This is a genomic window from Amycolatopsis stemonae (genome assembly GCF_054781455.1).
Window position 1 is genome coordinate 893,241 of record NZ_BAAGUJ010000001.1, and the last position, 26,915, is coordinate 920,155.

Consider the following 26,915-nt stretch of genomic DNA (forward strand, 5'->3'; position numbering starts at 1 on the left):
CTACGTGAGGTACACGTACTCGTAGTCGAAGGGCTTCCCGTTGATGCCCTGCCGCGGCGGCGCCACCCAGCTCGCGATCTTCCCCCGCTCGTACACCGGGTGCATCAGCGAGCGGACGAACGTGAGGTCCTCGGTCGTGGGCAGCCACTTGCTCTTGCCGGCCTGCCAGGTCGCCTCGTCGACGATGGTGCCGTCGGGAGTGACGTGGTGGCCGGAGTTTATGCCGACTTCGCGGTTGAAGCCAGGGTGCGGCAGCTTGAACGAACGGTCGATGCCGGCCTCGGAGAGGATCTTGTTCCACCGGTTGACGCCGGTCTGGCAGTCGGCCACGTACTCGCTGCGCAGGTCGAGGTTCAGCAGCAGGATCGCCTGCATCTCCTCGGTCGTCCAGGTGCCGTCGCCGGCCGGCTTCTCCAGGTTGCGGGCGTCGTCGGTGAGCTTGTGGTCGTCCTTGCGGCGCGTCTCCTGCCAGCGGCCCTTGAGCCCGGCGGTGTAGTAGTTCGCCGCGTTCGTCGACGTCTCGCTGCCGAAGAGGTCGAGCGAGACGGTGTAGTGGAAGTTGATGTACTTCTGGATCAGGTCCAGGGGGATCCCGCCGTGCGGGCCGATGTCGAACGTGTCGTGCTCGCGGATCAGCTCGGCGCTGCGGGTCACCACGCGGTCGACGCCGGTGGTGCCGACCATCATGTGGTGCGCTTCTTCCTTCAGCATGAACTCGCAGGTGCGCGAGAGCGGGTCGAAGGAGGACTCCTTGAGCGTGCCGAGCTGGTACTTCCCGTCGCGGTCGGTGAAGTAGGTGAACATGTAGAAGGCCAGCCAGTCGGCGGTTTCCTCGTTGAACGCGCCGAGGATGCGCGGGGCGTCGGGACTGCCCGAGTTGCGCAGCAACAGCCCTTCGGCCTCGTCCCGGCCTTCGCGGCCGAAGTAGGCGTGCAGCAGGTACACCATCGCCCACAGGTGCCTGCCCTCTTCGACGTTGACCTGGAACAGGTTCCGCAGGTCGTAGAGGCTGGGTGCGGTGAGCCCCAGCAGTTTCTGCTGCTCGACCGACGCCGGTTCGGTGTCGCCCTGGATGACGATCAGCCGTTGCAGGTCGGCGCGGTACTCGCCGGGCACCTGCTGCCACACCGGCTCGCCCTTGTGCTCCCCGAAGGCGATCCGCCGGTCCGGGTCGCGCTCGGCGAGGAAGATCCCCCAGCGGTAGTCGGGGACGTTGACGTGGTCGAAGTGCGCCCATCCTTCACGGCCCACGCTGACGGCGGTGCGCAGGTAGACGCCCTGGGTCTCGAGCGTCGGCCCCATTTCGCCCCACCAGTGCATGAACTTCGGCTGCCAGCCCTCGAGCGCCCGCTGCAGCCGCCGGTCCTCGGAAAGGTTGACGTTGTTGGGGATCTTGGCGTCGTAGTCGATCTTCTCGGGCATCTGCGCTAGACCCGCTTCCTGTCGAAGACGGCCTTCTGGCCGGTCCCGTACCGGCGCAGCGCGCCGTCCGGCCCGGCCGCGTTCGGCCGGGTGAAAATCCAGTTCTGCCAGGCCGCCAGCCTGCCGAAGATCTTGGTCTCGACGGTCTCGGGACCGACGAACCGGTGGTTGGCCTCCATCCCGGTCAGCGCGTCCGGGGACAGCGACGCCCGGCCTTCCAGCGCGATCCGGATCTCGTCCGCCCAGTCGAGGTCGTCCGGCGCGTCGGTGACCAGGCCGAGTTCGACGGCTTCGGCCGGGGTGAGGTCGCGGTTCTTCTCACGCGCGAGCCAGGCGAGGTGGTCGTCGTCGCCGTAGAACCGCGCCTGCAGGCGGGTCAGGCCGTTGCCCATCGGGAACGCGCCGAAGTTGGCGTCCGTCAAGCGGATCGACGCGCGCTCTTCGCTGTCTTCGTCGTCGATCGGCGGGCCGTCGAGGATGTACTGCCGGTCGGCGGCCAGCGCGATCTCCAGCAGCGCGCCGGTGAAGCAGCTGCCGGGTTCGATGAGCGCGATCAGGCTGCGGCTGGTGACGTCGAGGCGCTTGAGCACGCGCTTGAAGTAGTGCGTGATCTCGTTGGCCAGCCAGTCCTTCTTGCCGAGGACGGCCTGCTCGTGCGCGTCGACCTTCGCGGGGTCGCCCTCGGTGCGCAGGACCCACGTGCCGGCTTCGACTTCGTTGGTGCGCAGCCGCAGGATGGCGTCGTCCAGTTCGCGGGTCATCGCGAGGAACCAGCCGTTCGCGCCCTCTTCGTGCAGGTCGCCCGGGTCGTTCTCGGGCCCCTTGATGGTGATCGTGGCGCGGTCCTTCTCGACTGCCACGTCGACATGGCGATGTTCGAGCGGGGTCAGCTCGATGCCGCCCTCGCCGGTCCGGTCGGACTCGCGCGCGATCTCCCGGGCCCGCTTCGCCACGGCCTCGCGGAAGCCCTGGCGCGGCACCAGTTCGTCGACCAGGCGCCAGTCGACCGCCGTCTTGCCCTTGACGCCGTCCGGACGCGTCGCGAAGACGTCGGCGAGGTCGCGCCGGACGCGCCGCTTGTCGACCACGCGCGTCAGGCCGCCGGTGCCGGGCAGCACGCCGAGCAGCGGCACCTCCGGCAGCGCGACGGTCGAGGAGTTGTCGTCGACCAGGAGGATCTTCTCGCAGGCCAGCGCGATCTCGTAGCCGCCGCCGGCGCAGGTGCCGTTCACCGCGGCCACGTACGTCTGACCGGAGTGCTCGGTCGCGTCCTCCATGCCGTTGCGGGTCTCGTTGGTGAACTTGCAGAAGTTCACCTTCCAGTGGTGCTCGGACCCGGCGAGCATCCGGATGTTCGCGCCGGCGCAGAACACCTTGTCCTTCGCGCTGGTCACCACCACCGCGCGCACCTCGGGGTGCTCGAACCGCAGCCGCTGCGTCGCGTCGTACAGCTCGATGTCGACCCCGAGGTCGTAGGAGTTGAGCTTGAGCTCGTACCCCTCGACGAGCCCGCCCTGCTCGTCGACGTCCATTTCCAGCCAGGCGACCTCCCCGTCGACGTTGAGCCGCCAGTGGCGGTACTCGTCCGGACGGCGGTCGAAGGTCACCGGTGTGGTGGTGGTCACTCTCCCGATTGTCTACATGAGTCAGACGAACGTCAATGTTGTGTAGAAACTTGATCTCGCACGCTCACCCGGTTGAGCACCGACCACGCCCACGTTACGAACACCCACAGGGCGAGCGCTGCCGCCGAGTCGGTGAAGATCGTGGCGAACCAGAACGCCGGGATCCGCGGCACGCCGACCAGGAAGTGCCCCGCGCTCGCCAGCCCCGAGAGCGAGTAGACCAGCAGGAACGCCAGCGCCCGCGGGTAGTTCCCGCGCTGGTAGGCGCGGTAGCCGAGCCAGCCGAACGTCGTGAACAGCACCCAGCCGAAGGCGACGACGATCTGCGCCGCGAGCACCGGCAGGCCGGGGATCTGCGGGTAGTCGACCGCCCGGATCACGTTGTGCGCGTAGTGCAGCGTCGTCGTGAGCAGCGAGAAGCCGAGGATCACGCGAAGTGGCGTCAGCCCCTTCTCCCGAAGTACGTCCATCGCGGGCCCCCTAGCCGACTTGATAGATCGCTCTAGCGATCGACGGTACCGCGCGGCGCCCTCGCCGGGCAAGACGAGGCCGCCGCCGGTGTCACACCAGGTCGATGCGGTGCTGGGTGACCGGGTAGCCCGCCTTGGCGAAGGCCTTGGCCATCGGGACGTTGCCGACGTCGGTGCCCGCGACGATCTTGTCCGCGCCGTGCGCGACGAGGTCGTGCGTGGCCTCGACCAGCAGGTCGTACGCGTAGCCGTGGCCGCGGTGCTCCGGCACGACGGCGACGTAGCCGACCACCGGGTCGTAGGCGTTGCGGCTCGGCAGCGTCAGCCCGACGAGGTCGCCTTCGCGCGTGTACGCCAGCCGCCACCAGTCCCGCGGCGCCGGCATCCACTTCATGATGTCCAGGTCTTCTCGCGCGGCCGCGTCGAGCCCGTGCTCCTCGACCGTCTTCCGGACGTGCGCGTCGAGGCTGCCGACGTGCACGCGCTTGAAGACCTCGAGGATGACGTCGTCGTCCGGCTCGGGCCGGAAGTCCAGCCGGCCCGGACGGTCCGGCAGGCCGTTTTCCGGCGTCCAGCAGAACCGGTAGCGCTCGACGAGCTTGTGGTAGCCCGCCTTCTCGGCCGCCTCGACGCGGACGTCGACCTCGTGCTTGACGGCCGGGTCGTCCTGCCACGCGGGTGGCGTGGTCAGCGAGTACTCCGCCCGCAACGGCGCCCGCCTCAGCAGCTCGACGCCCGCGTCGAAGTCGGTGAAGTCGAACCAGTCGAGCGCGATCGGGGTTTCGTCCTTCGGCGTCCCCCACCACGCGGCCCGCGCCACGACGACGTCTTCGCGCAGCGCGACCCAGACCCACTCGGGCCGGTATTCGCCCTGGGCGGCCATCTCGGCGAAGTCGTTGCCGAGCACCTTGCGGCCGACGAGGCCGCGGTCGGGCAGGGAGGTGAAGAGGTGTTCTTCGCCCGCTTCGAGCGGGCGCACGACCAGTTCGGTCATGAAGGTCCTTCCGGGAGGCGCGCTCCCGGTCTAAGGACCCGGCACCCTCGATCCGGGGTGGGAGCGCATGATCGGTTGCGTGATCACGGGACCCACCTCCTTTCGCTGGTCAAGAGTGCTCGGCACAAGCTAGAGAAATCCCCTTCGGCCCGTCAACGGATTTTCTGGAGCACGACCCGCGTGCTCAACCGCGGCTGGTCGTAGGCGTGCGAAGCCTCCAGGACGTACTCGCCGGCGATGTGCTGCCAGCCGTCGCGCCAGACTTCGACGGACCTCGGCTTGATCGCGACGTCGACTTCGACGGCCTCACCGGGCCCGGCTTCGACGCTCGCGAAGCCGGCGAGCCAGCGGTGCGGGCGGTCGCCGCGTTCGGTCGGGGCGAGGTAGAGCTGGACGACTTCGCGGCCCTTCCGCGCTCCCGAGTTGCGGACTCGGACTCGGACGCGCGCGCCGCCTTCGTCGTCCGGGTAGACGTCGAGCTCTTCGTACACCCAGGTCGTGTAGCCCTGGCCGTGGCCGAACCAGTACGCGGGCTTCTGCTCGACCCGGGCCCAGGCGCTGTAACCGATGTAGACGCCTTCGCCGTACTCGAGCACGCCTTCTTCCGGTGTCACATCGGTGACCGGGGCGTCTTCGAGCTTGGCCGGCCAGGTCGTCGGGAGGCGGCCGCCGGGTTCTTCGTGGCCGAGGAGGACGTCGGCGAGCGCGTCGCCGCCGGCCTGGCCGGGGAACCAGGTCAGCAGCACCGCGGCGACGTCGTTCCGCCACGGCATCTCGACCGGGGAGCCCGCGTTGACGACGACCACGGTGTTGGGGTTGACCTCGGCCACGCGCTCGACCAGCTCGTCCTGCCGTCCCGGCAGGGCGAGGGAAGTGCGGTCGAAGCCCTCGCTCTCGACCTCGGCGGTGGTGCCGACCACGACGACGGCGACGTCCGACTTCCCCGCCGCGGCAACGGCTTCCTCGAGCGCGGCGTCCGGGTCGAGCACCGGGCCGCGGTGGCCGAGCGCGAAGGTGACCCAGGCGAAGGTGCCGCGGGCGAACTCCGCCATCTCCGACGGGATCCAGTACGTCAGGCTGACGTCCACCAGCGCGCCCGCCGTCAGTTCGACCTCCCGGCGCTGCTCGATCACCTGCATGATCGAGGTGAAGACGTCGCCGCCTTCGGGCAGGTTCACGCCGTCGAAGAGGGTTTGGCCGCCGACGGTCAGGCGGAGGTCGCCGGGACCGGTCAGGCCGAAGGTGTGCGTTCCGCTGCGCTCCGGCAGGTACGTGCCGTGGATTTCGACGGACGCGAGCGTCGCCATGTCGAGGCCGGCCGGGAGTTCCCCGATCCAGGAGATTTTTGCTTCCCTGAGCGGAAATTCAGCCAATCGGGTGCCATCCGCGGCTTTGGCCGTGACGCGGAGCCGGAAATTGTCGGTGGCCGGCGGTAGCGTCGTTCGCGGATCGGCACCGGTCGAAAACGTGAGGTCGGTGCCCGGGGGAACGGCCTTCCTGAGGCCGTCGAGAGGGGAGATGACGTGGTCCGGGAACACGGTGGCACTGCCGCCGCCGAGGATCTTCGGGTCCTCGGCCAACGCGCCGATGAGGGCGATGCTCCGCGGCTCGCGCAGGGGCAGTACTCCGGTTTCGTTGCTGAGCAACACGAACGACCGGTGCGCGAGTTCGCGCGCGACCGCGTCACCGTCCAAATCGGACTTCTCCGGCGCGGCGGCGTCGCCGAGCGCGCCGGTCCGGTGGGCCAGCAGGAGCACGCGGCGGACCATGTCGTCGACGACGTCTTCGTCGACTTCGCCGTCGCGCACGGCTTCCGCGAGCCGTTCGCCGAACACCGTGCGCGGGCCGGGCATCGCGACGTCGAGGCCGCCGTTGGCGGAGGCGACGGTGTCGCGCGCGGCCAGCCAGTCGGAGACGACGAAGCCGTCGAAGCCCCATTCGTCGCGCAGCACGCCGTTGAGCAGTTCGGCGTGCTGGGTCATCGTGGTGCCGTTGACGCTGTTGTAGGCGGCCATGATCCCCCACGGCTTCGCGCGCCGGACGATGAGCTCGAAGGGCGCCAGGTAGAGCTCGCGCAGCGCGCGTTCGCCGACGCGGACGTCGGCGGTGAAGCGCTCGGTCTCGAAGTCGTTGGCGACGAAGTGCTTGACCGTGACGGCGACCCCGCCGTCCTGCACGCCGGTGACGTAGCCGGCGCCCAGCATCCCGGTGAGGAGGGGATCTTCCGAGTAGCACTCGAAGTGGCGGCCGCCCAGCGGCGAGCGCTGGAGGTTGACCGTGGGCGCCAGCAGCACGTGCACGCCCTTGCGGCGGGCCTCCTGCGCGAGCAGCCGGCCGGCGCGCACGGCCAGCCGCGGGTCCCAGCTCGCGGCGAGGGCCGTCGGGCTGGGGAGGGTCACCGAGGGGTCGTCCGGGCTCCACCGCGTCCCGCGGACGCCGACCGGGCCGTCGGAGAGCACGAGGGAGGCCAGGCCGATGTCGCCGATCGCGGGCAGGGACCAGACGTCCTGCCCGGCGAGCAGGCGGGCCTTGGTGTCCAGGTCGAGCTCGGCCAGCAGCGCGTCGACGTCGAAGCTCATGGCCCCTACTCTACCTGGCGATGGGTAGTGAAAGTTATGGTTCCGTGACAGATTCTCCCGTAGGCTCGGGATCATGACGCGGGCCAGGGGCGCCGACCGCCGGGCGAGCATCGTCCGAGCGGCGTTCGAAGTGATCGCCGAACGCGGCTATCGCGGCACTTCGCTGGCCGCGGTGGCCGAGCGCGTCGGGCTGACGCAGCAGGGGCTGATGCACTACTTCCCGACGAAGGAAGACCTGCTGGCGGCAGTGCTGGAGACCCGTGACGAGTGGGATCTCCTGCACTTCGGCCACGCCCCGCCGGGCGACGAGTCGTCGATGACGGTCAACCAGCTGGCCGACCTCGTCGACTACAACGCGACCCGGCCGGGGATCGTCCAGACGTACACGGTGCTTTCGGCGGACAGCGTGACGGAAGACCACCCGGCCCGGGAGTACTTCCACGACCGGTACGCGCGCGTCCGGGCGGGCATGACCCAGATGCTGGAGCGCCACCGGGACGAGCTGCCCCCGGGCACGACACCGGAACAGCTGGCCCCCATCGCGATCGCGGTCCTGGACGGCCTGCAGCTGCAGTGGCTCCTGGACCCGGACGAGGTCGACATGCCGGCGGGCTTCCGGGCGTTCCTGACCCTGCTGGGCATCAAGCCGGACTGACGAGTCCGGTCCGGCCCCCGGGGCGTCAGCCCATGCCCACGCTCTGGCGCTCCGGCTCGATGAGGGCCACCACCCGGGCCTGCTCCCGCGGGTAGCCCTGGCCGAGGTACTTGGTCGCGATCCGGTCCACGATCGCCCAGCCGGCGTCCCCGTCGATCCACTCGACCACGCGGCCGCGGACGATCACGGGCTCGAACGGGTTGTCCACGGGGGTCAGGGAGAGCGCCACCCGGGCGTCGCGCCGCAGGTTGCGGGCCTTGACCGAGTCCGGGCCGGTCATGATCGCGATGCGGTCGCCTTCCGGGTCGACCCACACCGGGACCGAGTGCGGTGCCCCGTCGGGCAGGACGGTGGCGAGGTGGCCGATCGCGGTGGTGGCGATGATCCGGCGGACGTCGTCGTTCAGCATGGTGCGCTCCTTCGGGTTCAGGCGACTGCGTAGTGGAGGTGGGTGACGCCGGGGGCGGGGACGGCCTCGATCAGCTCGAGGCGGATGTGCGAGGGCAGCTCCCGGAAGAACGAGCGGCCGCCGCCGAGGAGCACCGGGACCTGGTGGAGGACGATCTCGTCGACCAGCCCCGCCGCGAGCGCCGAGGTCAGCGCGCCGCCGCCCATGAGGCCGACGTCCTTGCCGCCGGCCGCCGCGCGGGCCGCCTCGACGGCTTCCTTGACGTCGCCGGCCAGGGTCTGCCGGTCGGTCAGTTCGGGTGCCGGCCGGTGGCTGAGCAGGACGAGCGGGGCGCCCGGGTGCGGGCTGCCGCCGCCGAAGCGGTCCGAGTCCTCGTAGGTGTTGCGGCCCGCGACGACGGCGCCGATGCGCCCGGCAAGGCTGTCGAACACGCGGGCACTCGGCTCGCTGAGGCTGAAGAAGTCGAACACCCGGCTCCGCGTGTCGCCGTCGGTGTACCAGTCGAAGAGCGTCCCGCCGTCGCCGAGCCCGTTCCCGGGGCCGGGCTCGCGGCCGGTGATGTACCCGTCGACCGACACCGCGTGGGCGCTGATCACCTTGCTCATCGGAGCCGTCCTTTCGAGTTCCTTGAGGAGACTCCAGAACCGTAGCAGTTCAAGTTCCTTAAGGGAACCCCGAGTGCTAAAGTGGCTTCATGCAGCGCACGAACTTCAGCGAACTGGCCGCGTGCTCGATCGCGCGCACGCTGGACGTCATCGGCGAACCCTGGTCGCCCCTGATCCTGCGGGACGTGTGGGTCGGCATCAGCCGGTTCGAGCAGCTCCAGGCCGATCTCGGCATCTCGCGCAAGGTCCTCACCGAGCGGCTGAACCACCTCGTCGACCAGGGCGTCCTCGAGCGGCGGCCGTACGACCAGCGTCCGCGCTTCGAGTACGTCCTCACCGAAAAAGGCGCCGACCTGGTCGACATGCTCATGGTCATGACCCGTTGGGGCGACAAGTGGCTGGCGGGCGAGGCCGGCCCGCCGGTGCTCTACCGGCACCACGCGTGCGGCGAAATCGCCGCCGCCGACCTCCGCTGCACCCACTGCGGCGAGCCGATGCACGCCGGCGACGTCGATCCGCTGCCCGGCCCCGGCGCGGCGAAGTAGCTTCAGGGCAGCCGCGGCTGGGCCACGACCTCCTGCAGCCGGCGCAACGTGCGCAGCGTCGTCTCCAGGTCTTCCCGGGACACCTGCGCGGCCACGTCCTCCGCCCACGCTTCCTGCGCGGCACCCAGTTCCCGCAAGGCCGCCTTCGCCGGTCGCGTCAACGACAGCAGCGGCGCCCGCGCGTCGGCCGGATTGGGCAGGCGGTCGAGCATTCCGTTGCGCAGCAGGCGGTTCACCGTCTCCTGCACGCTCTGGCGCCGCAGCCCGCGGCGGCGCGCGACCTCGGCGGCGGTCGCCGGGCCGTCCTCGAGGAAGCCGAGCACCTGCCACTGCGCGGCCGTCAGCCCGACCGGCCCGGTCAGCGCGTCGCCCGCGGCCAGGAAACCGCCGTTGGCCTTGAAAACGGCGTCGATCACCCGGGTGAACGTCTCGGCTCGCTGCGACCACATGCGTGCTAGTCTCGCATATTGACAGGCACCTGTCGAAATGGAGCGAGCATGGACATGCCCACCCTCGGACCCGCGCACGACGCGCTGAAGGCCTTCGTCGGCGACTGGACCGGCACCGAAGACCTCGCCGCGTCGCCGTGGGCGCCGGCCTCGGTCGCGCGCGCGAAGTGCGCATACCGCTTGGCACTCAACGGTTTCGCACTGCTCCAGGACTACCGGCAACGCCGCACGGACGGCACGGAGTTCCTGGGGCACACCGTCTTCACCGTCGACCCGCAGACCGGCGAGACGCTCTCGTACGGCTTCGACAGCTACGGCTTCCCACCCGAGTCGCCCGCCCGCGGCGCCTGGTCGGGCGCCACCCTGGTCCTGGAGAAGAAGACCGCCCGCGGGGTCGCCCGGCACCGGCTCACCCCGGACGGCGACACCCTCACCCACGAAATCGACGTGCGGATGGGCGAAGACCGCGAATTCAGCCCATTTCTGCGTGCGCGGTACACCCGGGAAAACGGGTAGGAGGAAACGGGTGACACCCCTCCCCCCTTGCTTGAGGACGTCACCCGTTTCCGGTCTCTGCCACCACATCCGCGGACCTGCCGACCTGGGCGATCCTGCGGTGGGTCAATTTCACAACAATTATTAGTTATTCGGTCTTGCTCGCTTTCGCGGTATGCAAGCGAGTGTGTCCCCGATGCCGCCGGAGGCCCAGGGAAAACGATTACTTTCACCCGAACGGCCTAGCGTCGACCCCCGTCCACCGGGGGTCGCCCGGACCGCGGGCGCCCGAAATTGTCGGACCCCCGGAGTAGAGATGAACGCGTGCGCAGACCAGCCGGGCCGCCCCCGGAACCCACGGACTCGACCCCGCTGATCGGGGTCGAGAACATGAAGATGCCCGAATGGGCGCGCGTCGACGAACGCGTGGCCTCCGCGGGGTTCGGCCAGGCGGTGCGCGCGCTGCCCCACGCGATCGCCGTCGTGCTGCGGCTGGCCTGGCGCACGTCGCCGCGGCTGACACTGCTGGCAGGGTTCGTGCACGTCGTCTCGGGCTGCGTCACCGCGTTCGGGCTCCTCGCCACCGCGAACGTCTTCACCGCGCTGCTCGAACAAGGCCCCACGCCCGAGCGGGTGCTGCAGTCGCTGCCCGCGATCGCGGTCGTCACGGGGTCGTACGCGGCGCGCGCGGTGCTCGATGCGGCCGTCGCCGCCGTCGAGGGCGCACTGCGGCCACGCGTCACCGCCGCGGCGGACGACGCGGTCACGGCGGCGGTCGTCCGCGTCGGGCTGATCGCGTTCGAAGACGCGGACTTCCGCGAGCTGGCGCGGCAAGGCGCGCGGTTCGGTGTCCGGTCGATCGAGACCAGCCTGCGGCGGCTGGCCGACCTGACGTCGTCGGCGATCTCGCTCGCGGCGGCGATGCTCACCGCGGGCCTGCTCAACCCGTGGCTGGCGCCGGTGCTGCTGCTCGCCGCGGCGGCCGACGGCTGGGCCGCCGCCCGCATCGCGAAGCTGAACTACCGGCACTTCCTCGACACGGTCGGGCGCAACATCCGCAAGTCGGTCGTCGAGGAGGTCGCGACCTGGCGCACGATGGCCCTCGAGCGGCACGCCCTGACGCTGCAGGAGCCGTTGCTCGGCGAGTACCGGCGCATCTCGCGCAGCCTGGCGCGGGAGGAGGTGCGGCTGGCCCACCGCAGCAACCTGGTCCGGACCACCGGCCGGGCGGCGGCGGGCTTCGGCACCGCGGCGGCGTACCTCGTGCTCGGCTGGCTGCTCTACTCCGGCGAGATGGAGCTGGCACTGGCCGGCACGGCGGTCTTGGCGATGCGCACGGCGTCGACGGCGCTGTCCAACACCATGCGCGCGGTCAACGCGCTGTACGAGGACTCGTTCTACATCGGGTTCTACAACCAGCTGCTCGTCGAATCGGTGAAGCGGCAGCCGCCGCCGACGGCGGTGACGGCGCCGCCCGACCCGGCCGAGATCCGGCTGGAGGGCGTCACGTTCACCTACCCGGGGCAGAAGAGGCCCGCGCTGCGGGACGTTTCGCTGACGATCCGGCGCGGCGAAGTGGTCGCGCTCGTCGGGGAGAACGGCTCGGGCAAGACCACCCTCGGCAAGCTGCTGACCGGGCTCTACCCGCCGGACGAAGGCGTTGTGCGCTGGGACGGCGTCGACCTCGCGCACGCCGACCCGGCGTCGGTGCACGCGAACATCGCCGTCATCGCGCAGGAACCGGCCGAGTGGCCGATGACGGCGGCGAACAACGTCGCGGTGGGCCGGCTCGGCCGCGCCGACCCGGATCGCCGGGCGTGGCGCGAAGCCGTGGGCTACTCGGGCGCGGACGAGGTCATCGATTCGTTGCCCGCCAAGGAGAACACGGTCCTGTCGAAGAAGTTCGACGAGGGCCACGACCTGTCCGGCGGCCAGTGGCAGCGCATGGGCATCGCCCGCGGCATCTACCGCGACGCGTCGGTCCTGGTGGCGGACGAACCGACGGCGGCGCTCGACGCCCGAGCCGAGGCCCGGGTGTTCGCCGGCCTGCAGCACGCGAGCACGTCGCACCGCGGCCGGCGGACCACGGTGCTGGTCACGCACCGGCTCGCCAACATCCGGTCCGCCGACCGGATCCTGGTGCTGGAGAAAGGAAGGCTGATCGAACAGGGCACGCACGACGAGCTGATCCGCGAGGGCGGCGTCTACCACGAGCTGTACGAAATCCAGGCGCGCGCGTACCGGAACGGCGCGGACGTCCCGGCGCCGCGCCTCAAAGGCACACCGGACACGGCCTCGTCGTCGCCCGAAAGCCCAGGGTCGCCACGAGCAGCGCGGCGCCCCACACCAGGAACACCGGGTAGGTCGCCGTGAACGCCCACTGACCGGCCAGCGCCGCCTCGCCCGCTCCGCCCGGGTCGCAGGCGGGCGTGAGGCCGAAGGCGACACACCGCGTCATCAGTGCGCCGTACTGGCCGACGAGCAACCCGGCCACGAGCGGCGGCGTGATCGCGAGCGCCGCCGGCACCCGGCGGCCGGCGAGCCCGGGCACCCACCGCGGAAACCGCTGGGACCAGCCCCGCGCCAGGCCGGCGGTCAGCACGGCACCGACGGCGGGAACGGCCCCGAGCACGAAGAGCGAGACGGCGATCGTGCCGCTCATCTCCCCGGCCCGGGTGGTGCCGAGCGGCACGCCGAGCGCCCACGACCAGTGCTGCAGCGTGAACCCGGCGAGCGGCACGAAGACGGCGACCCCGACGGCAACCCGCGCCCACCGCGGCGCGACGAGCGTGCCGTCCGGCCGCCGGGCAACCGGCCGCGTCCGCCCGCACACCCGGCAGCCACGGCCGGTCCGCACCCGACGCGCATCGGCGGCGAGCCCGCACAGTAAGCCGCCGACGAAGGCGAACACCAGCGGCGCTTCGACGGGCTGCCCGAAGGCCACCTGCATCACGAGGTTGTGCGGCACGACCAGAACGAGCACGACGCACGCACCCCAGCCCCCGGCCACGGCCACCAGCCGCGGCGCCGCCGGCACGAGCACCGCGCCCGCAACACAAAGCCCGGCCACGGGAAGCGCGATTCCGACACGACCCCCGAACGGCGACCCGGTCCCGAACGGCCACAGGAGGGCCAGCCCCGCCTGCGCCACGAGCCAGGTGAACGCCGCACCCTCGGCCCGAGTCAGCGGCCGCCGAACCAGGGTCATCGCGACACCTTCCCCACGCCCGCCGAGCAGCCGAAGGCGACGTACTCCGTCCGCGAGAGCGGGAGCCGAATCGTCGTCATGCACGCAGTCTCGCCGCCGGGCAGGCCGTCCCGGATCCCCTTCGAGGCGCAGCACGATCCCCCATGAGCGGGTGGACTTCCGCACCCGGCCAGCGGATTTACCCCCGGCGATCCGGCGGGGCAGACTGGCCTGCCGAGCCGAGGGAGGCCCCATGCGCCAGCTCACCGCCCTGGACGTGCAGTTCCTCAACGCCGAGTCCACCACCACGACCGGGCACGTCGGTGGCCTTTCGATCCTCGACCCCGCCACCGCTCCCGGCGGCGGGCTCACGCTCGACGACCTCCGGGAGCTCATCGGCTCGCGGCTGCACCTCGCCAAGCCGCTCCGGTGGCGGCTGCTGACCGTTCCGTTCGGGCTCGACCACCCGTACTGGATCGACGATCCCGAGTTCGACCTCGAGTACCACGTCCGCGAGATCGCGCTCCCCGCGCCGGGCGACGAGCGGCAGCTCGCCGAGCAGATCGCGCGGCTGACCGCGCGGCCGCTCGATCGGCGGCGGCCGTTGTGGGAGGCCTACCTCATCCACGGCCTGCCGGACGGCCACGTGGCCGTCTACACGAAGGTCCACCACAGCGCGATCGACGGCGTCTCGGGGGCCGAGCTCATCGGCGTCCTCATGGACACCACGGCCGAGCCGGAGCCGAAGGCCCCGCCGAAACAGCCGGTCAAGGAGCCCGTCCCCACCCCGGCCGCGCTCGCCCTCAACGGCGCGAAGAAGCTTGTGCTGCACCCCGTCAAAGCCGCCCTCCAGGTGCCGAAGCTGCTCCAGCACATCGACGAAGTCCCCGGCCTGGGCCGCTACCCCGGCGTCGGGCTGCTCGCGAAGGCCGGCAGCGTGCTCAACCGCGTCACGCGCCAGGGCTCCGGACGCCACGAGGCCGCGCGGCCGCGGCTCGTCGCGCCGGACACGCCGTTCAACGGGCCGATCAGCCCGCACCGCCGCTTCGCGTACGGTTCGCTGCCGCTCGACGAGGTCAAGCACGTCAAGAACGTCTTCGGCGTCACGGTCAACGACGTCGTGATGGCGTTGTGCGCCACCGTGATGCGCCGCTGGCTCGTCGACCACGACGCGCTGCCCGAGCAGCCGCTCGTCACCCTCGTGCCGCTCTCGGTCCGCACGCCCGAGCAGGCGAAGGACGCCGGCAACCAGGTGTCGGTCATGCTCGCGCCGCTGCCGACGCACCTCGCCGACCCCGCCGCGCGGCTGGCCGAGGTCACCAGCGCGATGGTCGCCGCGAAGCAGCGGTACCAGCCGCTGCCCGCGTCGTGGCTGGTCGACTTCAGCGGGATGCTGCCGGCTGCGCTCGGCGGGCTCGCCGCGCGCGCCACCATGCTGTTCCTCGGCGCCACCGCGCCGGTGGTGAACCTGGTGGTGTCGAACGTCCCCGGGTCGCAGAAGCCGCTGTACCTCGCCGGGGCGCGGATGCTCGCGAACTACCCGGTCTCCGCGATCACCGACGCGAGTGGCGGCCTGAACATCACCGTGATGTCCTACGACGGGAAGCTGGACTTCGGGCTCGTCGCCTGCCGCGAGCTGATCCCGGACGTCTGGGACCTGGTGGACCACCTGCACGACGCGCTGGCCGAGCTCACCAAGCTGGCCGCCGAGCACACCCGGGAGGCCTGATGGCGGAGCGCGTCGCGGCGGTCGGCGACGTCGAGCTGTGCTTCGAGACGTTCGGCGACGCGGGCGGCCGTCCGCTGCTGCTTGTCATGGGCCTCGGCGCGCCGATGATCTGGTGGGACGAAGACTTCTGCGAAACCCTGGCCGCCCAAGGGTTTTACGTGATCCGGTTCGACAACCGCGACTCCGGGCGGTCGAGCCGGATGCGCGGCCGCGCCACCCTCGCGCAGGCGTACCTGCTGCACAGTTCGCCGTACTCGCTGGCCGACATGGCCGCCGACGCCGCCGGGCTGCTGGACGTGCTCGGTGTCCCGGCCGCGCACGTCGCCGGGGCGTCGATGGGCGGGATGATCGCGCAGACCCTGGCCGTCCGGCACCCGGCGCGGGTGCTGTCGCTGACGTCGATCATGTCGAGCACCGGCGGGCGGCTGGTCGGCCGGCCGAGCCCGCGGGCGATGTCGATGCTGCTGACCGCGCCGCCGCGCACCCGCGCGGACTACGTCGACCTGCTCGTGCGGACGTTCCGGCTGATCGGCTCGCCCGGCTACCCGTTCGACGAGGAGCGCATGCGCTTGCGGGCGGAGCGCACGTTCGACCGCGGTGTGCACCCGGGCGGCACGCTGCGGCAGCTCGCGGCGATCATGGCCGAACGCGACCGCGCGCCGAAGCTGCGGAAGGTCCGGGTGCCGGCGCTGGTCGTGCACGGCGCGAAGGACCCGCTGGTCCACGTCTCGGGCGGGCGCGCGACGGCCCGCGCGATCCCGGGCGCCGACCTCGACGTCGTCCCCGGCATGGGCCACGACCTGCCCCGCGCGGTCTGGCCGCGGGTGGTCGGCGGCATCAAGCGGATCGCCGACCGTGCGGAAGTGGCGCACACACGTGATTGAAGAGGCATCACGCGTGATTGAAGGGGCATCACGCGTGACTGGGAGGTCGACACGGCTCAGCCGGACAGGGTGATCGAGCCCAGGTGGGAGAAGTGGGCCGCGACGCGGGAGCCGGGGCGGAGCGGGACCGCGTCGGTCATGCCGCCCGTCAGCACCAGCCAGCCTGGCTCCAGGGCCAGGCCCCGCGCGGCCAGGGCGTTCGCCGCCAGGGCCAGGGCTTCGGCCGGGTGGCCCTGGACGGCCGCGCCGGTCGCCGTGTCGACGATCTGACCGTCGACCTCCAGCAGCGCCGCCTCCAGCGAAAGGTCGAGCGAGGCGGGCGGGAGCCCGACCGGGCCGACGCCGAAGTACGCCGACGAGCCGTTGTCCGCGACGGCGTCCGGGAGCGTGAAGCGGTAGTCCGCGTACCGGCTGTCGATGACCTCGACGCCGCCGTACACGCTCTCGACCGCGGCCAGCGCCGTCGCCGCCGTGACGCCCGGGCCCGCCAGGCGGCGGCCCAGCACGAAGACCAGCTCGGGCTCGGCCCGCGGGTGGATCAGCCGCGGCACCGGGACGCCCGCGGGCAGCACCATCGCGTCGGTGAGCCAGGCCAGCAGCGGCGAGTCGATGCCCATCCGCTCCTGCTTGGCCCGGGACGTCAGGCCCAGCTTGACCCCGACGAGCGTCTCGCCGCGGGCTCGCCGCTGCCGCAGAGCTTCGTCCTGGATCGCGTACGCGGTGTCGACGTCCAGCCCGGGCCACTCCTCGGAAAGCGGGGCCCGCTCCGAAGTCGTCTCAAGCAGCGAAGTGGCTGCTTCGCGCACGTTCACGATTCCTCCGAGAAGACGGCGGTGACGCTGCCGAGGCCGGCGATGGTCGCGACGATCGTGTCGCCCGGCGAGACCGGGATCGCCCGGGTCATCGACCCCGGCAGCACGACGTGCCCGGGTTCGAGCGTGACGCCCAGCGGCCCCACCGTGTTCGCCAGCCACACCAGCGAGTTCAGCGGCGAGCCGAGCACCGCGCCGCCCGCGCCGGTCGCCGCCACCGAGCCGTTCCGGTAGAGCACGCACCCCGCCAGCCGCAGGTCCACGGCCCCCAGCGCGGTCGGGCTGCTGCCCAGCACCACCCCGCCGGACGACGCGTTGTCGGCGATCGTGTCGAACAGCGAGATCTTCCAGTCCCGGATCCGGGAGTCGACGATTTCCAGCGAGGGCAGCACGAAGTCGACCGCGCGCACCGCGTCGGCGACCGTGACGCCGGGGCCGCGCAGGGCCGAACCGAGCACGAACGCGATCTCCGGCTCGATCCGCGGCTGCAGGAACGCCGAGGTCGGGATCGCCTGGTGCTCGAGGTGGAACATGCCGCCGGTGAGGTGCCCGTAGTCGGGCTGGTCGACGCCCATCTGCCGCTGCATCGCGGCCGAGGCGAGCCCGACCTTGTGCCCGCGGACCGCGTCGCCGGCCTCGGTCCACTGCCGCACCTGCTCCTGCTGGATCCGGTACGCGTCCTCGACGCCCGCGTCCGGGTAGGTCTTGATCAGCGGCTCGATCGGCTCGCGCGTCGCGTAGGCCCGCGCCAGTACGGCGGCGGCCTCCTGCACCCTGCTGGCGTCCACGCGAGGTGACTCTGCCGTGCGGCCACCCCGCACACAAGTCTCGATGTTCCACCCAGCGGAACTCTCGCGATACAACCTCTTGCGCGCGAGACAAATGGAGCGTAGCGTTCGCGGTACCACCAGGAAGGGACGTGAGGGACATGGCACCGACCCAGGCCGAGGTCACCAAGCTCGCCGAGATCCGCGACGAACTGCGCGAGCGCCACCTGCGCCCGGCCGCCGACCGCCCGGCGACGAACGGCCGCGGCATCCACCACACCGCGCTGATCTCCAGCGACGTCGAGCGGACCATCCGCTTCTACCAGGACGTCCTCGGCTTCCCGCTCACCGAGCTGATCGAAAACCGTGATTACCCCGGCTCCAGCCACTTCTTCTTCGACGTCGGCAACGGCAACGCGGTCGCCTTCTTCGACCTGCCCGGTCTGGACCTCGGCCCGTACGCGGAAGTCCTCGGTGGACTGCACCACCTGGCGCTGTCGGTCACCCCCGACCGGTGGAGCGCCATCAAGGACAAGCTCGACGAAAACGGCGTGCAGTACCTGCTGGAGAGCAAGACGTCCATCTACCTGTCCGACCCGGACGGCGCCCGCGTCGAGCTGATCTCCGACCCGCTCGGCGAGATGTACGGCGAGAAGATCGGCTGAACTCCTGTGCCGGGCGTCGCGCGCCGTCTAGCCTGTGCGCGACGTCTGGAGGTCCGATGGCCGATTGGTCGCTCTCCCACGCGAAAGCGCGGCTCGATCACCGCGAGCTGCTCGACGAGCTCACCGCGCGCACGCGGTTCGAGGTGCGGCTGCACCTGAACGAACCGGCGGCCAACGGCAGCTACGACGAGCTGACGAGCATCTTCGCCATCGGCCACGGCGAATGCGCCGCGCTGCTGGCCCACCACCGGCTGCTGCCGTGGTGGGAGCGCGCGCTGTTGTGGCGCTACGCGCGCCGGCTGCACGGCAAGGCGATCACGCGCAGCGTCGGCGCGGTGCCCGCCGAAGTCGCGCCGCAGGCCGCCCGCGCGTTCGGCGCCGAAATCCTCGAGCTGGCCCCGGACTCCGGCGACACCGGCGCCAAGTACGACCTGCAGGGCCGCGGCCTGCTCACGGTGTTCCGCATCGCCGTCGGCGCCCAGGGCGAAGCCTGGCCGGACCGGCACGAGGTGGCGACGACGTCCGCGCGCAACGTGCTCATCTGCGCCGCCGCGTTCGCCCGCCGCAAGCCCTGGCACGTGATCTGGCCCGTCTACCGCGTCCGCGGCCTGCGGCTCTGGAAGCTTTGACGCCCGCCACGCGTTCCACCGGCATGAACGCAGCGGAGATCCTCGAAGGCGCCAAGACCATCGCCGTGGTCGGCCTGAGCCGCGACCCGGCCAAGGCCGCGCACGGCGTCCCGGCCGTGCTGCAGGCGCACGGCTTCCGCATCATCCCGGTGCACCCGACGGCTACCGAGCTGCTCGGCGAGAAGGTGTACCGGTCGCTCAAGGACATCCCGGAGCCGGTCGACCTCGTCGACGTCTTCCGCCCGTCGCCCGAAGCCCCCGGGATCGCGCGCGAGGCCGTCGAGATCGGGGCCAAGGCGCTGTGGCTGCAGCAGGGCATCGTCTCCGCCGAGGCGCGCCGCATCGCCGAAGAGGGCGGGCTCGAGTACGTCGAGAACCGCTGCACGGCCGTGGTCCGCGCGACCGCCGCGATCTCGAAGAACTAGCGCGACACTCCGAAGTGGACGATCCGGTGGTGCCCGGTGTCGGCCACCCAGACGCCGCCGTGCCCGTCTTCCGCGCGGTCGCGCGCCGGTCCGGCCCATTCGGAGCCGTCGGCCAACGCCGTGCCCGTGCGGGTGTCGAAGCGCGCGACGCGGTCGGTGTCGTCGACCAGGAGGCGTCCGGCGCGGTCCAGCGCGACGCCGCGGGGCCGGTCCAGGTCCGGGAACTCACGCACGAACCCGCCCTGCCACGAGTACTGCGCCACCCGGCGGTTGCCGGTGTCGGCCACGTAGACGTTGCCCGCCGCGTCGACCGCGACCGCTTCCGGCGCCTTGAGCCGTCCGGCGATGACGCGCACGAGGTAGCCGTCGTGGGTGAAGGCCTGGACGCGGTCGTTGCCGGTGTCGGCCACCCAGATCCGCCCGCGCGCGTCGACGGCGACACCCGACGGCGCGCGGAACCGGCCCGGCCCGGAGCCGGGCCCGCCGATGGCGGCGAGCTCACTGGTGGTCACGCCGCCAGGATCGCCGATCACGGGCGGTGGTGGCCAGTGTCGAAAAGAGTGTTCAAGAGCTGTTTCTCCGGCGCTCACCAGCTCCACCGCGAGCAGGCCCGCCGCTCGAGGAAGCTGTACGCGGGCAGGGGCCCGATCCAGTCCGCCTGGACACCGCCGGCGCGGCCGAGCCCGGCGACGGCCTCGCGGACGACGAGCAGGTCGCCCAGCCCGACCAGGAACGCCCACCGCTCGTCGGCCGACTCGCCCGGCGGCAGCGACACGGAGTCGCGGGCGCGGTCGGCCACCGCCGAAAGCAGCCCGTCGGAGCGGGCGGCCCGCCACGCCGAGCCGGGTTCGGTGAACCGCAGGCAGACGTGCACCTCGGCCAGCCCGTCGAGCCGGTCGAGGTCGGCGCGGTAGGTGCCGGCTGCCGGGGCCAGCACCTCCGCGCGCACGGCCTCTTCGTCCTCGGCCACCGTGCCGAACCGGATCGGCAGCACCGGGCCGCCCTCGACGAGCGCGGACACCACGGCCAGGTGCGCGGCCGGGTCCGGCTCGGGCTCGCCGACGACCATCGCCAGGTCTTCCCAGCGCACCGTCCGCGGCGCCCGCGGGTGCCCGGACCGCACGACGCCGTAGAGCTGCAGCGTCACGGCTGATCGACCGGGATCGCCGGCTCGACCGGCACGGCCACCGCGGGCGTCGGCGGGGGCGGAGGGATGAGTCCGGTGGTCTGCCCGAGTCCCTGCGAAAGCTGCCCGGGCGCGGTCGTGCCCTGCAGCCGCTGCATGGCTTCGAGGTAGCGGATGTAGGTGTCGACGCTCGCGATCACGATCCGCGCCTCGATGGCCAGCAGCTCGATCCCGATCACCGACACCCGTACCGACGCGTCGATCACGAGTCCCTTGTCCAGCAGGATGTCGAGCGTGTCCGCGAGTCCTCCGCCGGTCTGTCCCGGTCTGCTCACTTAGATCCTTTCGTCGAGGGCCGCGCGGATCTCGGCGAACCGGATCTCCAGCGCGATCAGGGCCTGGCCCAGGTCCTCGACCTGGGCGGGGCTGAGGGTCTCCATGCGCCGCAGCGCTTGGCGTTCGAGCACTTCGCGGAGGATGTCGAGCACGGTGACGACCAGGTGGCCGAGCCCGCGGCCGGCGTCGGCGGGGATCCGGACGGGCTCGCTCATCCTTCGAGCCCGAGCAGCAGCAGCCGCAGGTCGAGCCGCACCAGGTCGATGCCGGCGAGCGAGATGACCACGTCCCCGGTCACCACCGCACCGCGGTGCACGACGCGGTCGAGCAGGTCGGCGATGGACTCGACGGCGTCAGCCACCGGCCGTCACCCCCAGCTCGACGTCGGTGAACGAGTACGGCGGCCACGGCCCGGACGTCTCCACTGTCGCCCCCGCCCCGCGCAGCTCGCGGGCGAACCACTCGAACTCGGCGTGGAACGCGGCTTCCCGCCCGGTTTCGACGAGGAAGGCGGTGTTGAGCAGCACGCCGTGCGGCCGCGCGCGCTCGACGCTGCCGGCGGCGTGCCGGCCCAACGCGTCCCGGAGCCGTCCGGCCGCGCCGGCGACGTCCTCGCGCGCCTGCTGGAGCGCCTTCAGCCGTTCTCGCCGGCGGATGAGGTACTGCGTGCCGGTCAGCCCCGAGGCGTCCGGCCGGGTGGTCGACGCGGGCTCGACGTGCCGCACCCGGACGCCCCACTCGCGGTGCCCGTCGACCTCGTCGAGGCAGTCGCGCGCCTGTTCGTAGGCGGTTTCCAGCAGTTTCAGCGCGGCGGCCTCGCCGTCGAGCACCGTGCCGAACCGCAGCGGCAGCACCGGTTCGTGGCGGAACACCGCGCGCACCACGGCGTCGTGCTCGCGGGCCAGTTCGGCGAGCGCGCCGTCGACCGGGTCGAGCGTGTCGATGCGGTCGAAGCGCGCCGGGGCCACCTCGGAGACGACCACGCCGAGGTCCCGGTAGCCGATCAGCCGCGGCGCCGGGTCCAGGTCCAGGGTGGTCGGCCGGTTTCGCGTGATCGCGTACGCGCAGAGCCAGTTCCGGGTGCTCACCGGGGTTCTTCCCTTCCGCTCGGCACGGGCAGCCGAGCCTCGAGTTCGGCGACGCGCGCCGCCAGGTCCGTCTTCTTTCCGGCGACACCGCCGAGTTCTCCGCGGGCCGCGTTCGGCGCAAAGAACGGGTCGTTCGTCCACCAGTCCATCCCCATTTCCCGGGCGGTCTGGGCGGAGGCGATGAACAGCCGGATCCGCAGGGTCAGCAATTCGACGTCGACGACGCTGACGCCGATGTCACCGGCTATCACGACACCCTTGTCGAGCACGCGTTCCAGAATGTCGGCCAATGAATCGGACGAAGCGGCCAATCTTGTCACCCTTCCTTTCAGGAATCGGTGGCGCCGCGGGTGAACCGCCGCAGCCGTTCGCACGCGGTGAGCTCGCCCGCGCCGTCGATGTCGACCCGGTAAGTGGCCATGACGCTGGTGGAGTCCGGGATCCGGGCCAGCTCGACGACGTCGACGAGCACGGACCAGCCGCCTTCGGTGCGCGTGCGGACCCCGGTCACGGCGTGCGGGGTCAGCCCCGTGATCACTCCGAACAGCGCCGTCGCTTCACGAATCGCGTCGGCGGCGCGGAGCGGGGAAACGGATTTCTCAGGCCTTTCGCTTTGAACGGGGAACGGCTGTGGCGATTCCGTGATCGCTTTCCTTGTCGCGGGTGGGTGCCCACCGTAGCAATGGGCACAAGCACCCGGCAGAGACCCGCAGTACGGTATTTTTCACCGGTTCGCGAGAAGAGTTGGGCGATCCGCGGCAACCGGCGGCGGCAAACGGCGGAACCCCGCGGCACCCGGCGGAACCAATTACCGGATTCCGCCCCGGAGATCACGATCGAGTAACGTCCACCAGCCGGTACCCGACGCCACGGACCGTCTCGATGGTCCGGGTGCCGAACGGCACGTCGATCTTGCGCCGCAGGTACCCGATGTACACCTCGACGACGTTTTCGTCGCCGTCGTAGTGCGCGTCCCAGACGTGGCCGAGGATCTCGTTCTTCGTCAGCGCGGTGCCCGCCCGCCGCAGCAGGAACTCCAGCAACCCGAACTCCCGCGCGGTCAGCTCGATCCGCTGGTGTCCTCTGTGGACAGTGCGGGCGGACGGGTCGAGCCGCAGGTCGCCCGCCTCCAGCACGGCCGGGCGGGCCGGCGCCCCGCGCCGCAGCAGCGCCCGCAGCCGGGCGATGAGGACGACGAAGGAGAACGGCTTCGACAGGTAGTCGTCGGCGCCGAGGTCGAACGCGTCGGCTTCGTCGTACTCGCCGTCCTTGGCGGTGAGCATCAGCACCGGCGTCCAGTTTTCGGCCGCCCGCATGCGTTTCAGGACCTCGTAGCCGGAGAGCTCGGGCAGCATGATGTCGAGCACGACGACGTCGTACTCCTGCTCGGTCGCCCGCCAGAGGCCGTCCCGGCCGGTGTGCGCGACGTCGACGGTGAACCCCTCGGCCACCAGCCCGCGCCGCAGCGTCTCCGCGAACTCGCGCTCGTCCTCGACGATCAGCAGCCGCACTACTCCTCCTCCGGCAGTTCGAGCACCGGCAGCTCGAGCACGAACCGCGCGCCCGGCTCGTCCGACGCGGCGTAGCGCGCCCGCCCGCCGTGGCGTGCCGCGATGCCGGCCACGATCGGCAGGCCGAGACCGGTGCCGCCGTGGTCGCGCTGCCGCGACGCGTCGAGCCGGACGAACCGCTCGAAGATCCGTTCGCGGTCGGCCACGCCGACGCCGGGGCCGTCGTCGCTCACCTCGACGACGGCGAGGTCTCCGCGCACCGAGCTGGCGACGCGGATGTGCGAGCGCGCGTGCCCGCGGGCATTGTCGACCAGGTTGCGCACCGCCCGCCGCAGCTGGGCCTCGCTGCCGCGCACCTTCGCCGGCCCGGCGCGGACCTCGATGGCCAGCGCGCACTCGGCGCGGACCCGCTCGGCCTCGGCGCGGACGATGTCGTCGAGGTCCACCTCGGTGCGCGACGGCCGGTCGGTCGTGTCGTCGGTGCGGGCGAGCATGAGCAGGTCGTCGACGAGCTCGCGCAGCCGGGCGGTCTCCCGGGCGATCACCGGGACCAGGTCTTCGGTGCTTTCCGGGTGCCGCCCCGAGACGTCCAGCGCGGTGCTGATCGTCGAGAGCGGCGACCGCAGCTCGTGGCTGGCGTCCGCGACGAACCGGCGCTGCGCCGCCTGCGCCGACGCGAGGCGCCCGAGCATCTCGTTGAGCGTCACGGCCAGCCGGTGCACCTCGTCGCCGCCCGGCGGCAGCGGGACCCGGGCGGCGAGGTCGCGCGTCGAGATCTCGGCGACGGTCCGGCGCATCCGCTCGACCGGCCGCAGCGCCGAACCGACCGCGCGGTAGACGGCCAGCCCGGAGATCGCCAGCAGCGGGACGGCGATCAGGCCGAGCAGCAGCGTCAGCCGCGTCGACGCCTCGGTCACCGGCTCCAGCGACCGCGCGGAGATCACGGTGTACGGCCCGCCCGGCCCGTTGACCTGCTGCGACACGACGCGGTAGTCGTCGCTGTCGCCGTTGAGCCCGAGCGGGAGGGTCTCGATGGCTTCGTGCCCGACCGTCGGGTGGGCGGTGGTCAGCGGCGGGTGCCCGACGATCGCCGGGTCGCTCGCGATCGGCCGGCCCTGCGCGTTCAGCACCTGGGTGACGGCCTCGGTGTCCCCGGTGCTCGCGACGTCGGACGCGCTCAGGTCGCGCGCGCCCTCGCGGACCAGCTGGATCGCGACCTGGCGGCCGGTGCTGCGCGCGCTCTCGGTGACGCTGCGGTCGAGCGACTCCTCGAGCAGCACCACGACGACGGCGAGAGCGGCGGCGATGGCCAGTGCGAGCGCGAACACGGCCACGGCCGTGGTCCGCATGCGCACGCCGGTCGCGGCGATCACCCTGCCCAATCTCACCAACGCAGCGTAACCGCGCAGGGCCACCGGACGCGGCTCCGGCACGGACACGTCCACGGGCTCAGCGGCGCCGGCGCGTGGCGGTGAGCCGCTCGACGCGCAGCCGGTCGACCTCGGGCACGGCGAGCGGCGGCAGCGGGTGCCCGGTGGTCCAGGTCAGCAGCAGGTCCGCGAGCGCCGGGTTGCGGGCGAGCGCCGGGCCGTGCAGGTACGTGCCGACGACCCGGTCGGTCAGCGCGCCCTCGGTGCCGTCGCCGTTCCCGGTGCCGCGCACGACCCGCCCGAGCGGCGCGCTGTCGGCGCCGAGCTTGCTCACGCCGAGGTGGTTCTCGAACCCGGTGAGCGGCGCGTCCTCCAGCAGGCCGGTCGACGTCGCCACCAGCTCCGCGACGGCCCGCCGCTCGCCGGGCTCGGTGCTGACGTCGAGCAGGCCGAGCCCGTCGTGGTCGACGCCGTCGATCCCGCGGAAGCGGGTGCCGAGCACCTGCAGGCCGGCGCAGACGCCGAACACCACGGCGCGGTTCGCCACCGCGCGGCGCAGGCCGGGGTACCTGCGCAGGTGCGCGGCGGCCAGCGCCTGCGCGCCGTCCTCGCCGCCGCCGAGCAGGTAGAGGTCCAAAGTGGACGGAACGGGGTCGCCCAGCCCGACCGGCACGACCTCGGCGTCGAACCCGCGCCAGCGCAGCCGCTGGCAGAGCACCTGCGCGTTGCCGGTGTCGCCGTAGGTCCCGAGCACCTCGGGCAGGAGCAGTCCGATTTGGACGATCGAGTCAGCCACCGGGCAACCTGCCCACCAGGTCGCGGAACGCGGTGTAGTTGGCGACGAGCTCGACGCCGCCGGGCGGCAGCGCGTCGATCGCGGCGACCGGGTCGGGGTCGGTCCAGTGCGCGACCTCGGCGTAGCAGAGCCGCACGGAAAGGTCGGCGCCGCGCTCGCCGGTGACGACGACCTGGCGGCCGCGCAGCCGCTCGAAGTGCACGTCCCAGAGCCAGGACAGGTCGCGGCCGTCGGCCTCCTGGGCGTTGACGGCGACGACGACCGGGGTGTCCTCGTCGAGCACGCGCAGCGTTTCGGCCCAGCCGGCCGGGTTCTTCGCCAGCATCAGCCGCACGAAGTGCCGCGACCGCCGGACTGTCCGGTAGCGCCCGCCGATGTCGGCGATGGTCCGCAGCCGCGCGGCGGCGGTGTGCGGCGGCACGCCGAGCCGGTGCGCGGCGGCCAGCGCGAAGGCGGCGTTCGCGCGGTTCGCGTCCCCGGGCAGCCGCAGGTCGAGGTCGACCTGCCGGCCACCGGGCGTGCTGACGAGGTCGCCGTCGAGGGTCCAGGCGGGTTCCGGCCGGGCGAGGCCGCACTCGCAGCTCCAGTGCTTGTCCTGGTGCCGGATGGGCCCGTCGCAGCGCGGGCAGGCGGTGGAGTCGCCGGTCCACCGGCGGCCGGTGGCGACCCACACGGGCTTCGCGGCCGCGCTGGCCGCGGAGGTGACGAGCACGTCATCGCAGTTGGCGACGACGACGGTGCCCTCCTGCCCGGCGATGGCGGCCCGCAGGTCGCGTTCGGTCGACCGGACCTCGCCGACGCGGTCGAGCTGGTCCCGGCTGAGGTTGAGCAGCACGAGGACAGCGGGTTTCAGCTGCTCGGCGACCCAGGGCACGTAGGTTTCGTCGACCTCGAGCACGGCGTAGGGCGCCTCGGGCCGCGCGGCCAGCGCGGCGAGGACGCCGTCGGGCATGTTGGCACCATCGCTGTTGGCGGCGACCTCGGCGAGCGCCTCGATGGCGCGGGTGAGCATCAGTGAGGTGGTGGTCTTGCCGTTGGTCCCGGTGACGAGCACGACGGTCCGCTCCCGCCCGAGCCGCCGAAGAGCCCGCGGATCGAGCGCGAGGGCGACGCGCCCACCGATGACACCCCCGCGCCCGAGGCCGGTACTGCGCGAGAGCCAGGCGGTCGCCCGCCCGGCGGCCACGGACGCACGGGTACGAAAAGGGCTGCGTGCGGTCACCGGCTGCATGGTGCTCGCCGGGCGCTGTGAGTTTCCTGAGTCCGTGACTCGGACCACCCGGAGGCGCCCTGAGACTGCGGCGGCCGTTGCGGCCGTCTTGGGGGGCGGTCGCCCTGGCCA

32 protein-coding genes are annotated in these 26,915 nt (G+C 71.9%); 9 read left to right on the forward strand and 23 right to left on the reverse strand.

Annotated elements, in window-relative coordinates; translation table 11 throughout:
- The 5 genes from boxB to ACYVLJ_RS04465 form a co-directional block, all read right to left on the reverse strand.
- A complete protein-coding gene (gene boxB, locus ACYVLJ_RS04445; protein ID WP_451969050.1) occupies nucleotides 1-1,422 on the reverse strand; it encodes a benzoyl-CoA 2,3-epoxidase subunit BoxB in 1,422 nt (473 codons plus the stop codon).
- Nucleotides 1,423-1,427: 5 nt separating this feature from the next.
- Nucleotides 1,428-3,047, reverse strand: coding sequence for a 2,3-epoxybenzoyl-CoA dihydrolase (gene boxC / locus ACYVLJ_RS04450; protein ID WP_460437824.1), 1,620 nt, complete (start codon nucleotides 3,045-3,047; stop codon nucleotides 1,428-1,430).
- Between the two features lie 32 nt (nucleotides 3,048-3,079).
- A complete protein-coding gene (locus tag ACYVLJ_RS04455; RefSeq protein WP_451969052.1) occupies nucleotides 3,080-3,517 on the reverse strand; it encodes a hypothetical protein in 438 nt (145 codons plus the stop codon).
- A 91-nt stretch (nucleotides 3,518-3,608) separates the two neighbouring features.
- The gene (locus tag ACYVLJ_RS04460) at nucleotides 3,609-4,511 is read right to left on the reverse strand and encodes a GNAT family N-acetyltransferase (RefSeq protein WP_460437825.1); all 903 of its coding nucleotides are present in this window, start codon (nucleotides 4,509-4,511) and stop codon (nucleotides 3,609-3,611) included.
- Nucleotides 4,512-4,663: 152 nt separating this feature from the next.
- Nucleotides 4,664-7,090 carry a beta-glucosidase H gene (locus ACYVLJ_RS04465; protein WP_460437826.1) on the reverse strand — a complete coding sequence of 809 codons (2,427 nt, stop codon included), beginning with the start codon at nucleotides 7,088-7,090 and terminating at the stop codon, nucleotides 4,664-4,666.
- 73 nt (nucleotides 7,091-7,163) lie between these two features.
- Here ACYVLJ_RS04465 and ACYVLJ_RS04470 point away from each other — a divergent pair, with 73 nt between their 5' ends.
- Entirely contained in the window at nucleotides 7,164-7,745 is a 582-nt protein-coding gene (locus tag ACYVLJ_RS04470) for a TetR/AcrR family transcriptional regulator (protein WP_451969058.1), read from the forward strand.
- A 25-nt stretch (nucleotides 7,746-7,770) separates the two neighbouring features.
- Here ACYVLJ_RS04470 and ACYVLJ_RS04475 read toward each other — a convergent pair whose 3' ends face one another.
- Both ACYVLJ_RS04475 and ACYVLJ_RS04480 read right to left on the reverse strand, forming a co-directional pair.
- A complete protein-coding gene (locus ACYVLJ_RS04475; protein ID WP_451969060.1) occupies nucleotides 7,771-8,154 on the reverse strand; it encodes a TIGR03618 family F420-dependent PPOX class oxidoreductase in 384 nt (127 codons plus the stop codon).
- Nucleotides 8,155-8,171: 17 nt separating this feature from the next.
- Entirely contained in the window at nucleotides 8,172-8,759 is a 588-nt protein-coding gene (locus tag ACYVLJ_RS04480) for a dihydrofolate reductase family protein (RefSeq protein WP_460437827.1), read from the reverse strand.
- A gap of 89 nt (nucleotides 8,760-8,848) precedes the next feature.
- Here ACYVLJ_RS04480 and ACYVLJ_RS04485 point away from each other — a divergent pair, with 89 nt between their 5' ends.
- Nucleotides 8,849-9,304: a winged helix-turn-helix transcriptional regulator gene (locus tag ACYVLJ_RS04485; protein WP_451969062.1), complete on the forward strand. Its 456-nt coding sequence runs from the start codon at nucleotides 8,849-8,851 to the stop codon at nucleotides 9,302-9,304.
- A 2-nt stretch (nucleotides 9,305-9,306) separates the two neighbouring features.
- Here the strand turns inward: ACYVLJ_RS04485 and ACYVLJ_RS04490 are convergent, their stop codons facing one another.
- Nucleotides 9,307-9,753 carry a MarR family winged helix-turn-helix transcriptional regulator gene (locus ACYVLJ_RS04490; RefSeq protein ID WP_460437828.1) on the reverse strand — a complete coding sequence of 149 codons (447 nt, stop codon included), beginning with the start codon at nucleotides 9,751-9,753 and terminating at the stop codon, nucleotides 9,307-9,309.
- 48 nt (nucleotides 9,754-9,801) lie between these two features.
- On the opposite strand from ACYVLJ_RS04490, the gene ACYVLJ_RS04495 reads away from it, so the two are divergent.
- Entirely contained in the window at nucleotides 9,802-10,269 is a 468-nt protein-coding gene (locus ACYVLJ_RS04495; RefSeq protein WP_460437829.1) for a DUF1579 family protein, read from the forward strand.
- Nucleotides 10,270-10,638: 369 nt separating this feature from the next.
- Nucleotides 10,639-12,621, forward strand: a complete 1,983-nt coding sequence (locus tag ACYVLJ_RS04500) for an ABC transporter ATP-binding protein (protein ID WP_460438010.1) — start codon at nucleotides 10,639-10,641, stop codon at nucleotides 12,619-12,621.
- Here the strand turns inward: ACYVLJ_RS04500 and ACYVLJ_RS04505 are convergent.
- A complete protein-coding gene (locus tag ACYVLJ_RS04505) occupies nucleotides 12,521-13,456 on the reverse strand; it encodes a hypothetical protein (protein WP_460437830.1) in 936 nt (311 codons plus the stop codon). The genes ACYVLJ_RS04500 and ACYVLJ_RS04505 overlap by 101 nt on opposite strands.
- 232 nt (nucleotides 13,457-13,688) lie before the next feature.
- On the opposite strand from ACYVLJ_RS04505, the gene ACYVLJ_RS04510 reads away from it, so the two are divergent.
- The gene (locus ACYVLJ_RS04510) at nucleotides 13,689-15,164 is read left to right on the forward strand and encodes a WS/DGAT/MGAT family O-acyltransferase (protein ID WP_460437831.1); all 1,476 of its coding nucleotides are present in this window, start codon (nucleotides 13,689-13,691) and stop codon (nucleotides 15,162-15,164) included.
- Nucleotides 15,164-16,048, forward strand: coding sequence for an alpha/beta fold hydrolase (locus tag ACYVLJ_RS04515; RefSeq protein ID WP_460437832.1), 885 nt, complete (start codon nucleotides 15,164-15,166; stop codon nucleotides 16,046-16,048). Before ACYVLJ_RS04510 ends, ACYVLJ_RS04515 begins: the two co-directional genes overlap by 1 nt.
- 56 nt (nucleotides 16,049-16,104) lie before the next feature.
- Here the strand turns inward: ACYVLJ_RS04515 and ACYVLJ_RS04520 are convergent, their stop codons facing one another.
- Together ACYVLJ_RS04520 and ACYVLJ_RS04525 are read right to left on the reverse strand one after the other, a co-directional pair.
- Nucleotides 16,105-16,860 (reverse strand): 2-keto-4-pentenoate hydratase, encoded by a 756-nt coding sequence (locus ACYVLJ_RS04520; protein WP_460437833.1) that lies wholly within the window; start codon nucleotides 16,858-16,860, stop codon nucleotides 16,105-16,107.
- Nucleotides 16,857-17,648 carry a 2-keto-4-pentenoate hydratase gene (locus ACYVLJ_RS04525; protein ID WP_460437834.1) on the reverse strand — a complete coding sequence of 264 codons (792 nt, stop codon included), beginning with the start codon at nucleotides 17,646-17,648 and terminating at the stop codon, nucleotides 16,857-16,859. Before ACYVLJ_RS04525 ends, ACYVLJ_RS04520 begins: the two co-directional genes overlap by 4 nt.
- Nucleotides 17,649-17,788: 140 nt before the next feature.
- On the opposite strand from ACYVLJ_RS04525, the gene ACYVLJ_RS04530 reads away from it, so the two are divergent.
- From ACYVLJ_RS04530 to ACYVLJ_RS04540, 3 genes are read left to right on the forward strand one after another with little or no spacing between them, the layout of a single operon-like run.
- Nucleotides 17,789-18,292, forward strand: a complete 504-nt coding sequence (locus tag ACYVLJ_RS04530) for a VOC family protein (protein WP_460437835.1) — start codon at nucleotides 17,789-17,791, stop codon at nucleotides 18,290-18,292.
- 56 nt (nucleotides 18,293-18,348) lie between these two features.
- On the forward strand, nucleotides 18,349-18,921 hold the full coding sequence (locus tag ACYVLJ_RS04535) for a hypothetical protein (RefSeq protein WP_451969080.1): 573 nt from the start codon (nucleotides 18,349-18,351) through the stop codon (nucleotides 18,919-18,921).
- A 23-nt stretch (nucleotides 18,922-18,944) separates the two neighbouring features.
- Entirely contained in the window at nucleotides 18,945-19,346 is a 402-nt protein-coding gene (locus ACYVLJ_RS04540) for a CoA-binding protein (RefSeq protein ID WP_460437836.1), read from the forward strand.
- Here ACYVLJ_RS04540 and ACYVLJ_RS04545 read toward each other — a convergent pair.
- The 12 genes from ACYVLJ_RS04545 to ACYVLJ_RS04600 all read right to left on the reverse strand — a co-directional run bounded on the left by ACYVLJ_RS04545 (nucleotide 19,343) and on the right by ACYVLJ_RS04600 (nucleotide 26,759).
- Nucleotides 19,343-19,858 carry an NHL repeat-containing protein gene (locus ACYVLJ_RS04545; protein WP_460437837.1) on the reverse strand — a complete coding sequence of 172 codons (516 nt, stop codon included), beginning with the start codon at nucleotides 19,856-19,858 and terminating at the stop codon, nucleotides 19,343-19,345. The two genes, ACYVLJ_RS04540 and ACYVLJ_RS04545, sit on opposite strands and share 4 nt — an antisense overlap.
- 74 nt (nucleotides 19,859-19,932) lie before the next feature.
- Nucleotides 19,933-20,493, reverse strand: coding sequence for a GvpL/GvpF family gas vesicle protein (locus ACYVLJ_RS04550; RefSeq protein WP_460437838.1), 561 nt, complete (start codon nucleotides 20,491-20,493; stop codon nucleotides 19,933-19,935).
- Nucleotides 20,490-20,807, reverse strand: a complete 318-nt coding sequence (gene gvpJ / locus ACYVLJ_RS04555) for a gas vesicle protein GvpJ (RefSeq protein ID WP_451969088.1) — start codon at nucleotides 20,805-20,807, stop codon at nucleotides 20,490-20,492. The genes ACYVLJ_RS04550 and gvpJ (ACYVLJ_RS04555) overlap by 4 nt, the downstream gene beginning before the upstream one ends.
- Nucleotides 20,808-21,023: a gas vesicle protein GvpK gene (gene gvpK / locus ACYVLJ_RS04560; RefSeq protein WP_460437839.1), complete on the reverse strand. Its 216-nt coding sequence runs from the start codon at nucleotides 21,021-21,023 to the stop codon at nucleotides 20,808-20,810.
- Nucleotides 21,020-21,169 (reverse strand): gas vesicle protein GvpJ, encoded by a 150-nt coding sequence (gene gvpJ, locus ACYVLJ_RS04565; protein ID WP_460437840.1) that lies wholly within the window; start codon nucleotides 21,167-21,169, stop codon nucleotides 21,020-21,022. Before gvpJ (ACYVLJ_RS04565) ends, gvpK begins: the two co-directional genes overlap by 4 nt.
- Entirely contained in the window at nucleotides 21,162-21,896 is a 735-nt protein-coding gene (locus ACYVLJ_RS04570) for a GvpL/GvpF family gas vesicle protein (RefSeq protein WP_460437841.1), read from the reverse strand. Before ACYVLJ_RS04570 ends, gvpJ (ACYVLJ_RS04565) begins: the two co-directional genes overlap by 8 nt.
- Nucleotides 21,893-22,207: a gas vesicle protein gene (locus tag ACYVLJ_RS04575; RefSeq protein WP_460437842.1), complete on the reverse strand. Its 315-nt coding sequence runs from the start codon at nucleotides 22,205-22,207 to the stop codon at nucleotides 21,893-21,895. Before ACYVLJ_RS04575 ends, ACYVLJ_RS04570 begins: the two co-directional genes overlap by 4 nt.
- 17 nt (nucleotides 22,208-22,224) lie before the next feature.
- Nucleotides 22,225-22,617: a gas vesicle protein GvpO gene (locus ACYVLJ_RS04580; protein ID WP_460438011.1), complete on the reverse strand. Its 393-nt coding sequence runs from the start codon at nucleotides 22,615-22,617 to the stop codon at nucleotides 22,225-22,227.
- A gap of 109 nt (nucleotides 22,618-22,726) precedes the next feature.
- The gene (locus ACYVLJ_RS04585; RefSeq protein ID WP_451969100.1) at nucleotides 22,727-23,407 is read right to left on the reverse strand and encodes a response regulator transcription factor; all 681 of its coding nucleotides are present in this window, start codon (nucleotides 23,405-23,407) and stop codon (nucleotides 22,727-22,729) included.
- Nucleotides 23,407-24,795 carry a sensor histidine kinase gene (locus ACYVLJ_RS04590; RefSeq protein WP_451969102.1) on the reverse strand — a complete coding sequence of 463 codons (1,389 nt, stop codon included), beginning with the start codon at nucleotides 24,793-24,795 and terminating at the stop codon, nucleotides 23,407-23,409. The genes ACYVLJ_RS04585 and ACYVLJ_RS04590 overlap by 1 nt, the downstream gene beginning before the upstream one ends.
- Before the next feature lie 61 nt (nucleotides 24,796-24,856).
- Nucleotides 24,857-25,573, reverse strand: a complete 717-nt coding sequence (locus ACYVLJ_RS04595) for a type 1 glutamine amidotransferase (RefSeq protein WP_451969104.1) — start codon at nucleotides 25,571-25,573, stop codon at nucleotides 24,857-24,859.
- Nucleotides 25,566-26,759, reverse strand: coding sequence for a Mur ligase family protein (locus ACYVLJ_RS04600; RefSeq protein ID WP_451969106.1), 1,194 nt, complete (start codon nucleotides 26,757-26,759; stop codon nucleotides 25,566-25,568). Before ACYVLJ_RS04600 ends, ACYVLJ_RS04595 begins: the two co-directional genes overlap by 8 nt.
- Nucleotides 26,760-26,915 lie beyond the last annotated feature (156 nt).